This is a genomic window from Variovorax sp. P1_H2 (assembly GCF_056405295.1).
In genome coordinates this window covers 1-8,204 of sequence record NZ_JBFUCJ010000179.1, presented here as the reverse complement: position 1 = coordinate 8,204, position 8,204 = coordinate 1, and the positions used below count along the sequence as shown (strand labels likewise).

The following is an 8,204-nucleotide window of genomic DNA, read 5'->3' as shown; positions in this document are numbered from 1 at the left end:
CCAGCCAGGCCCGGCCGGCTTCGAGCGCGCCGCGGCGCAGGGCGGCGAAGGGTTCGATCGCGGTGAGCGCGGCCAGCAGCGCCAGCGCCGCGGCCGGTGCGCCGATCGCGCCCTGCCCCACCAGCGCGGAGGCGGCCAAGAGCACCGCGACGAGGGTCAGCGTCCCGGCCATGCCGTAGGCCATTCCGGCGCGCACTTCGAGCCGATGGAGCGCGTGGTCGGCGCTCGCGAGACGGTGATCGGCGGCGGCCAGCGACGCGCGCTGCGCATCGACCCTGCCGGCCATGACGAGTTCGGTCTGCCCCGACACCAGGTCGGCGGCGCGGGCGCGCAGGGCTTCCATCGCATGCGCGCGCCGCACCGCCGCCGGGCGGGCGCGCGCCGCGACGGCGAGCGCGATGCCCCAGCCCGCGACGACCAGCCAGAGCGCCAGCACGGCGCCCATCCAGGCCTTCATGACGCCCAGCACGATCCCGGCCAGCAGCGCGGCGCCGAGGGCGGCACCGGCGGGCACCAGCAGCCGCAGGTAGAAGGACTCAAGGGCGTCGATGTCGGCGGTCAGGCGGAACAGCAGCCGGGCCGGCCGGGCCAGCAGCCGGCGTGCCGCGTCGGGCCGGGCCCAGCCGCGGAACAGTCGCTCGCGCAGCGCGGCCAGCACGCCGAAGGTGGCGTCGTGCGTGACCAGCCGTTCGGCGTAGCGCGAGCCGGTGCGGCCCAGCGCCAGCAGGCGGATGCCCGCCGACGGCATGAAGACATCGAAGCGCAGCGCCGTTGCGGCCTGCAGGCCGGCCAGCGCGGTGGCGGTGATGAACCAGCCCGAAAGGCCCAGCAGCGCCATGCCCATCAGCACTGTCAGCGCCGCCAGGGCCGCGCCCCCGGCCAGCCGGCGCGGCTGGGCCTCGCAAAAAGCCGCGAGTACCGGCCGGACATCGCGCCAGAAACTCACAAGGCAAGCTTCGCGCAACAGCGCTTCGGCATTCGCCTCGGGAGCGGTCGGGCGTCTCATGCCGCTTTCCTCGCCGGCAATTCGTCGAGCCGGACCACCCGGCCCATGCGGGCGGCCAGCACCGGATCGTGGGTGGCGGCGATCAGGGTCCTGCCGCGCGCCAGCTGCATCAGGGCGTCGACGACGCGTTCCGCCGTCTCGCTGTCCAGATGCGCGGTCGGCTCGTCGACCAGCAGCAGATCGGCCTCGGGAAGCACCGCCACGCGCGCCAGCGCCAGCCGCACCGCCTCGCCGCCCGACAGGCCGCCGCCACCCTCCCCGAGCGCGATGCCGGGACGCGCCTGGGCGACACCGTCGAGCGCCGCGAAGCGCATCGCGGCCTCCACCTGGGCCGCCTGCACGCCGCTGCGGCCGAGCGCCACGTTGGCCTGCACCGACGCGGCAAAGACATGCGGCCGCTGGCCCATCCACGCCATGCGCGCGCGCAGCGACGCCACCGTGTCGTCCGACAACGGCACGCCGCCGATCAGGATCTCGCCGTGCTGCGCCGGCACCAGGCCGGCGATCAGGCTCAGCAGCGCCGTCTTGCCCGAGCCGCTGGGCCCCATCAGGGCGACATGCTCGCCCGCGCCCACGCGCAGGTCGTAGTTGTCGAAGAAGGCGTCCTCGCCGGCGTGCGAGAAGCGCAGGCCGCGCACGCGAACCGCGGGTGCCCCGGTCGCGGCGACTGCGGCCGGCGACGGGCCCTGCGTGTCCGCCGCCGAAGCCCCCGGCAGAACGACGCCGCCATCGCTCAGGCGCTCGAGCGACGCCAGCGCGGCCTCGCCGGCCGCGCGGTCGTGCCAGACCGCGGACAACTCGCGCAAGGGCTCGAAGAAGGCCGGCGCCAACAGCAGGACGAACAGGCCCTCGCCCAGGCTCAGCGTGCGGCCCCAGGTACCGAAGCCGAGGGTGCCCAGCAGATGGAAGCCGATGTAGGCCGCCACCATCGCGACGCCCAACGCGGAGAACAACTCCAGCACCGCGGACGAAAGAAAGGCGATGCGCAGCACCGCCATCGTGCGGGTCCGCAGCGATTGGGCCGCTTCGCCGAGGCGCCGCGCGGTCAGGTCGACGGCGCCGAGCGAACGCAGGGTCGCGAGGCCCCGCAGGCGATCGAGCAGGAAGCCGTTCATGCTGCCCATCTCGACCATCTGCGCCTCGCTCGCGGCCCTGGCGCGCCAACCGACGATGGCCATGAAGATCGGGATCAGCGGCGCGGCGACCAGCAGCACCGCGGCCGCCACCCAGGACAAGCCGGCCACCACCGCCACGATGGCCAGCGGCACCACCATCGCCCGCCAGCGCGCCGGGGCGTAGCGCACCAGGTAGGGCACCACCGCCTCGGCCTGCTCGGCGATCACGCTGGCGGCCAGGCCGGAGGCGGGACGGGCGCTGTCCAGCGGCGAACGCGCCGCCAGCCCGGCCGCCACCCGGGCCCGCAGGAGGGACAGGTGCGCGCGTGCCTGCACATACAGGCGGCGCGCRCCCCAGGCCTCGGCCGCTGCACGCGCCAGCCCCAGCAGCAGRATGCCGGCAGCCGGCCACAACGCCGCGGCCAGGCCCTCGCCCGCACCCAGTCGCTGAACCGCCCAGGCCAGCAACGCCGCCTGCGGCAGCCAGAGCAGCGCGGCGGCGCCCTGGACCAGGCTGGCGAACGACGGGGCGGAAGAGTTCACGTATTTATCAACTACTGTAATTTCAGTATTTACTGAAATCTCGAGAATCATACGAGATGTGCATCTGCGCTGCAGAGCCGAGGGTCGTTAAGCTACCAGAAGCCCATGAACATCTGCGTCATCAATCCCAACTATTACCGCAGCAGCGGCGTGACGATGGCCATCCGCCGGATCCACGAGGCCGTGCAGCCCTGCGGCATTGAAAACCATTTCGTCAGTTGCCAGTACGGCGATGAAGAAGAGGACCTGTCGTGGATCCCGCCCGGCCGCATCGAGCACCTGGGCCTGATGTCCGGCCATCCGGGCGTCTTCTGGCGCAGCGTGATGCGCCTGAAGCGCCTGCTGGATGCCCGGAACATCGATCTCATCCACGTGCACCACCGGCGGCTCTCGATGGTGCTGACGGCACTGAAGCCCTTGCTGCGCCGCCCGGTGCTCTACTCGGGCAACCTCACCTACGGCTTCTCGGCCGCGTTCTGGCTGTTCAGTCCGCGCCGCGCCATCGCGGTGACGAACTCCGTCAAGGACAACATCGTCGCCACGACGCGCACGCGCGACGTCGTGGTCCTCGGCAATCCCACCCCATTTCCCGAGCGCGTCCCGGCCATCGACCTGGCCGCGGTGCGCCGGCGGGCCGTGTGCGTCGCCCGGTTCGTCCCGGTGAAGGGCCATGGCACCCTGATCGATGCCTGGGCCCTGCTGCGCGACCGCGGCATCAACGCCGAGCTGGTGCTCGTTGGCGAGGGACCGCTGCGCCCGGCGCTCGAAGAGAAATGCCGGAATCTCGGGGTCGCCGACCGGGTGCTCTTCCGCGGCTATGTGGCCGATGTCCGGAGCGAGTATGCGCAGTCGATGTTTGCCATCCTCGTCAGTTCCATCGAAGGCCAGGGCATCGTCACGATCGAAGCGGCCGCCGCGGGCCGTGCCTCGCTCTTGACCGATGTCGACGGCTCGCGCGACTGCCTGCCGCCCGACCGGAGGCTGCCGAACGGGTTGCCCTATGGCGATGCCGGCGCCCTGGCCGACGCGCTGGCGAGCTGGTTCGACGATCCTGCGGCGGTGGCCGAAGAAGGCCGAGCCTTCTTCTCGTTTCACCAGCAGCTCAATTCATCGAACGTGCTCGGACTCAGGTATGCCGAAGCTTACCGGCGATCGGACCCGGGTCCTGCACCGCAGAAGCGTGACGAGGTCGCCTAGCCGGAAACGAGCAGACCGCACACCAGCAGACCCGCGAACAGGCCCAGCACCGCCCGCCACGTGGCGGGCCGCGACTCGACCCAGCGGTAGAGCAGCGAAGCGGCCGCTATCGACAGCGCGAAGGTCGCCAGCAGGCCCATCAGGTCGATCCACGGCGTCGCCGGCAACAGGCGGCTCATCGCCGCGCTGACCAGCAGCAGCACCGGGAAGTGGATCAGGAACAGCGAGTACGAGATGCGGCCGAGCCGCACCAGCGGCGCACCGATACGCGGCCAGGCGGCAGGCGCGAGCCCGTCGCGATGCTGCACCACGGCCACCGCCAGCGCCGTGACCAGCGCGATCGCGATGCGGCTGCGCCATTCGAGCGCCAGCGCCACGGCACCCACCAGGACCAGCATCAGCATCGCGTAGCGCCAGGTGCTGTCGCGGGTGGCGCGCCCGATCCAGAAGACCAGCATGCCCAGGCCGTAGGAGCCGAAGAAATAGATCGCCGTGGCATCGAGTTCCTGCCGGCGGTTGAACACCGCGAGCGAGGCCACCACCAGCGCCAGCACCAGCCCCGCCACCAGCCAGCGGGAACGCTCGGGACCCAGCGACCAGCGCCGCTGCAACAGCTCCGACAGGCCGATCGCCGCCAGGGCGAGCACGAAAAGCTGGAAATCGATGGCCACGTACCAGACGCCCGTCGACAGCGCATCGAAGCCCAGCAGGTCCTGCAGCAGCAGGCCGTGCGCCAGCAACTGCGCGAGGCCGGGCGCGGCCGGCACCGCGTCGCCTTCGAGCCAGGGCCGGACCAGTGCCGCGACCAGCACGCTGAAGCTCAGCGCGGCCAGGTAGGGCATGACCAGACGACCATAGCGCTGACCGACCCGGGCCAGCGGGCGGTCGACCCGCAGCACGCCATCGGGCGCCAGGCTGCCGGCCGCCAGGAAGCCGGCCAGCACCAGGAACACCTGCACCGCGAGCCGGCCGTCCTGGGCCAGCCAGTTGAACAGCGCCGGCGCCAGCGAGGACGCACCTGCCTGCAGCGGACCGTAGCGCGCCAGGTGATGACCGATGATCAGCGCGCAGGCGACGCCCTTGACCGCGTCGAGCAGCGGCATGCGGCCCGCTGCGGCAAGCTCTCGCGTCACGGTCTTCGGCGATCCCATACCAGGGATACCGCGGAACCGGCTTTGCCGGGCCGCTGGTATCGCCCCCCTCGAGGGGGGAGGCGCCGCAGGCGCATCGGGGGGAGTTTCACAGCGCCAGACGGCGGCGGGCGTCGAAGTACTCGCGCTTGAGCTTTTCGACGAAAGCCGCGGCGGTCGCGACTTCGGTCACCGCACCGATGCCCTGGCCCGAACCCCAGATGTCCTTCCAGGCCTTGGCCTTGCTGCCCTCGCCGCCGCCGAAGTTCATGGTCTTGAGGTCGCCTTCGGGCAGGTTGGCCGGGTCCATGCCGGCGGCCACGATGCTGGGGGCGAGGTAGTTGCCGTGCACGCCGGTGAACAGGTTCGAGTAGACGATGTCGTCGGACGTGCCTTCGACGATCGCCCGCTTGTACTCGTCGCTGGCGCGGGCCTCCTCGGTGGCGATGAACGCGGTGCCGATGTAGGCGAAGTCGGCGCCCATGGCCTGCGCGGCCAGCACCGCGCTGCCATTGGCGATCGAACCCGAGAGCGCGAGCGGGCCATCGAACCACTGGCGGATTTCCTGCACCAGCGCGAACGGGCTCTTGACGCCCGCATGGCCGCCGGCCCCCGCCGCGACGGCGATCAGGCCGTCGGCGCCCTTCTCGATCGCCTTCTTCGCAAAGGTGTTGTTGATGATGTCGTGCAAGGTCACGCCGCCGTAGCTGTGGACCGCATCGTTGACGTCGGTGCGCGCGCCGAGCGAGGTGATCACGATCGGCACCTTGTACTTCACGACCATCGCCATGTCGTGCTCGAGCCGGTCATTGCTCTTGTGCACGATCTGGTTGATGGCGAAGGGCGCGGCCGGCTTGTCGGGGTTGGCCTTGTTGTAGGCGGCCAGCTCCTCGGTGATCTCGATCAGCCACTCCTCGAGCTGCGCGGCCGGCCGCGCATTGAGCGCCGGCATCGAGCCCACGACGCCGGCCTTGCACTGGGCGATCACCAGCTTGGGATTGCTGATGATGAACAGCGGCGAGCCGATGATGGGMAGGGGAAGATTGGCGAGCACGGGCGGCAGCTTGGACATGGGGTCTCCGGAAATGTTGAAGGAATTAGAGGGTGAGTCGTGCACGAAACAAGCCGGCCAGCGAAGCGAGGCCCGCTCGGGAAACACCGCGGAACCGGCTCTGCCGGGCCGCTGGTGTTGCCCCCGGAGAGGGGGTGGGCGGCCACACGAAGTGGGCCAACCTGGGGGTGAGCGTCATGTCAGAAGGATTCGAGCGCGAGGGCGGTGACGCTGTCGGCGCCGTCGACGATGCTGTCCCGGAGGCCGGGCGCCTTGTTCAGGATGTGCTCCGCATAGAAGCGGGCCGTCGCGATCTTGGCCTTCATGAAAGCCACGTCGGTGCCGGCCTTGGCGAGGTCCTCGGCGACCAGGAGCGAGCGCGCGAGTTGCCAGCCGGCGACCACGTTGCCCGCCAGCATCAGGTAGGGCACGCTGCCCGCGAACACCGCGTTCGGCGACGCCTTGGTCTGGCCGGCGACGAAGCCGACGACGTCGACGAAAGCCTCGCGGGCGGCCTTGAGCTTCTTCGCGACGGCCTTGGCGTCGGCGCTGTCGCGCTGCGCCAGTTCGGCCTCGGTCTTCTCGATCTGGGCCGCGATCGCCTTCGCGGTCTGGCCGCCGTCGCGCGCCGTCTTGCGGCCGACCAGGTCGTTGGCCTGGATCGCGGTCGTGCCTTCGTAGATGGTGAGGATCTTGGCATCGCGCAGGTACTGCGCCGCGCCGGTCTCCTCGATGAAGCCCATGCCGCCGTGCACCTGCACGCCCAGCGAGGCCACTTCGAGGCTCATCTCGGTGCTGTAGCCCTTGACCAGCGGCACCATGAATTCGTAGAAGGCCTGGTTCTGCTTGCGCGTCTCGGCATCGGGATGATGGTGCGTCGCGTCGTAGGCGGCGGCGGCCACCGTCGCCATGGCGCGGCAACCTTCGGTGTACGCGCGCATCGTCATCAGCATGCGCTTGACGTCGGGATGATGGATGATCGGCGCGCTGGCGTTGATCGAGCCGTCGACCGGACGGCTCTGCACGCGGTCCTTGGCATAGGCCACCGCATGCTGGTAGGCACGCTCGGCAATTGCGATGCCCTGCATCCCCACGGCGTAGCGGGCCGAGTTCATCATGATGAACATGTACTCGAGGCCGCGGTTTTCCTGGCCCACGAGATAACCGATGGCACCGCCATGGTCGCCGTACTGCAGCACCGCGGTCGGCGAGGCCTTGATGCCCAGCTTGTGCTCGATGCTCACGCAGTGCACGTCGTTGCGCGCGCCCAGCGACCCATCCTTGTTCACGAGGAACTTGGGCACGACGAACAGGCTGATGCCCTTCACGCCTTCGGGCGCACCGGTCACGCGGGCCAGCACCAGATGGACGATGTTCTCGGCCATGTCGTGCTCACCGTAGGTGATGAAGATCTTGGTGCCGAACACCTTGTAGCTGCCGTCGGCCTGCGGCTCGGCGCGGCTGCGCACCATCGCGAGATCGCTGCCGGCCTGCGGCTCGGTCAGGTTCATGGTGCCGGTCCACTGGCCGCTCACCAGCTTCTCGAGGTAGATGGCCTTGAGTTCGTCGGAGCCTGCCGTCAGCAGGGCTTCCGTTGCGCCATCGGTCAGCAGCGGACACAGCGCGAAGCTCATGTTGGCCGAGTTGAGCATCTCGCCGCAGGCGGCCCCGATGGTCTTGGGCAGGCCCTGGCCGCCGAAGTCCGTGGGATGCTGCAGCCCTTGCCAGCCACCCGCCACGTACTGGGCGAAGGCTTCCTTGAAGCCCGGCGTGGTCGTCACCTGGCCGTCCTTGAAGGACGAGGGATTGCGATCGCCCGCCACGTTCAGCGGCGCGATCACGTCCTGGTTGAAGCGGGCGCATTCCTCGAGCACCGCCTGTGCGGTTTCGAGGCCTGCATCCTCGAGGCCCGGCATCTTCGCCACCTGCGCGATGTCCGCCAGGTGCTCGATGTCGAACAGCATGTCCTTGAGGGGGGCGATATAGCTCATGAATGTCTCCTGCGGCCTTGCGGCCCAATGCCAACCGATGTGAAAAAGGGCACCGCGAACGATGCCCTTCGGCTCACATGTCTTGAAGGATCAGAGCGCCTTGACCAGTTCCGGCACGGCCGTGAACAGGTCGGCGACCAGGCCGTAGTCGGCCACCGAGAAGATCGGCGC

6 protein-coding genes are annotated in these 8,204 nt (G+C 69.9%); 1 reads left to right on the top strand and 5 read right to left on the bottom strand.

From position 1 onward, the window contains the following. Together AC1D2E_RS33410 and cydD are read right to left on the bottom strand one after the other, a co-directional pair. Positions 1–1,006 (bottom strand): ABC transporter domain-containing protein (locus tag AC1D2E_RS33410; protein ID WP_478201384.1); only part of this gene is annotated, 1,006 nt, incomplete at its 3' end. Continuing rightward, positions 1,003–2,715, bottom strand: a complete 1,713-nt coding sequence (gene cydD / locus AC1D2E_RS33405; RefSeq protein ID WP_478201383.1) for a thiol reductant ABC exporter subunit CydD — start codon at positions 2,713–2,715, stop codon at positions 1,003–1,005. The genes AC1D2E_RS33410 and cydD, both read right to left, overlap by 4 nt. 54 nt (positions 2,716–2,769) lie before the next feature. Here cydD and AC1D2E_RS33400 point away from each other — a divergent pair, with 54 nt between their 5' ends. Beyond that, positions 2,770–3,861, top strand: coding sequence for a glycosyltransferase family 4 protein (locus AC1D2E_RS33400; protein ID WP_478201382.1), 1,092 nt, complete (start codon positions 2,770–2,772; stop codon positions 3,859–3,861). Here the strand turns inward: AC1D2E_RS33400 and AC1D2E_RS33395 are convergent. The 3 genes from AC1D2E_RS33395 to AC1D2E_RS33385 form a co-directional block, all read right to left on the bottom strand. Beyond that, a complete protein-coding gene (locus tag AC1D2E_RS33395) occupies positions 3,858–4,964 on the bottom strand; it encodes an acyltransferase family protein (protein ID WP_478201385.1) in 1,107 nt (368 codons plus the stop codon). The genes AC1D2E_RS33400 and AC1D2E_RS33395 overlap by 4 nt on opposite strands. 136 nt (positions 4,965–5,100) lie before the next feature. After that, entirely contained in the window at positions 5,101–6,063 is a 963-nt protein-coding gene (locus tag AC1D2E_RS33390) for an NAD(P)H-dependent flavin oxidoreductase (RefSeq protein WP_478201381.1), read from the bottom strand. Positions 6,064–6,242: 179 nt separating this feature from the next. Beyond that, positions 6,243–8,033: an acyl-CoA dehydrogenase gene (locus AC1D2E_RS33385; RefSeq protein ID WP_478201380.1), complete on the bottom strand. Its 1,791-nt coding sequence runs from the start codon at positions 8,031–8,033 to the stop codon at positions 6,243–6,245. Positions 8,034–8,204 lie beyond the last annotated feature (171 nt).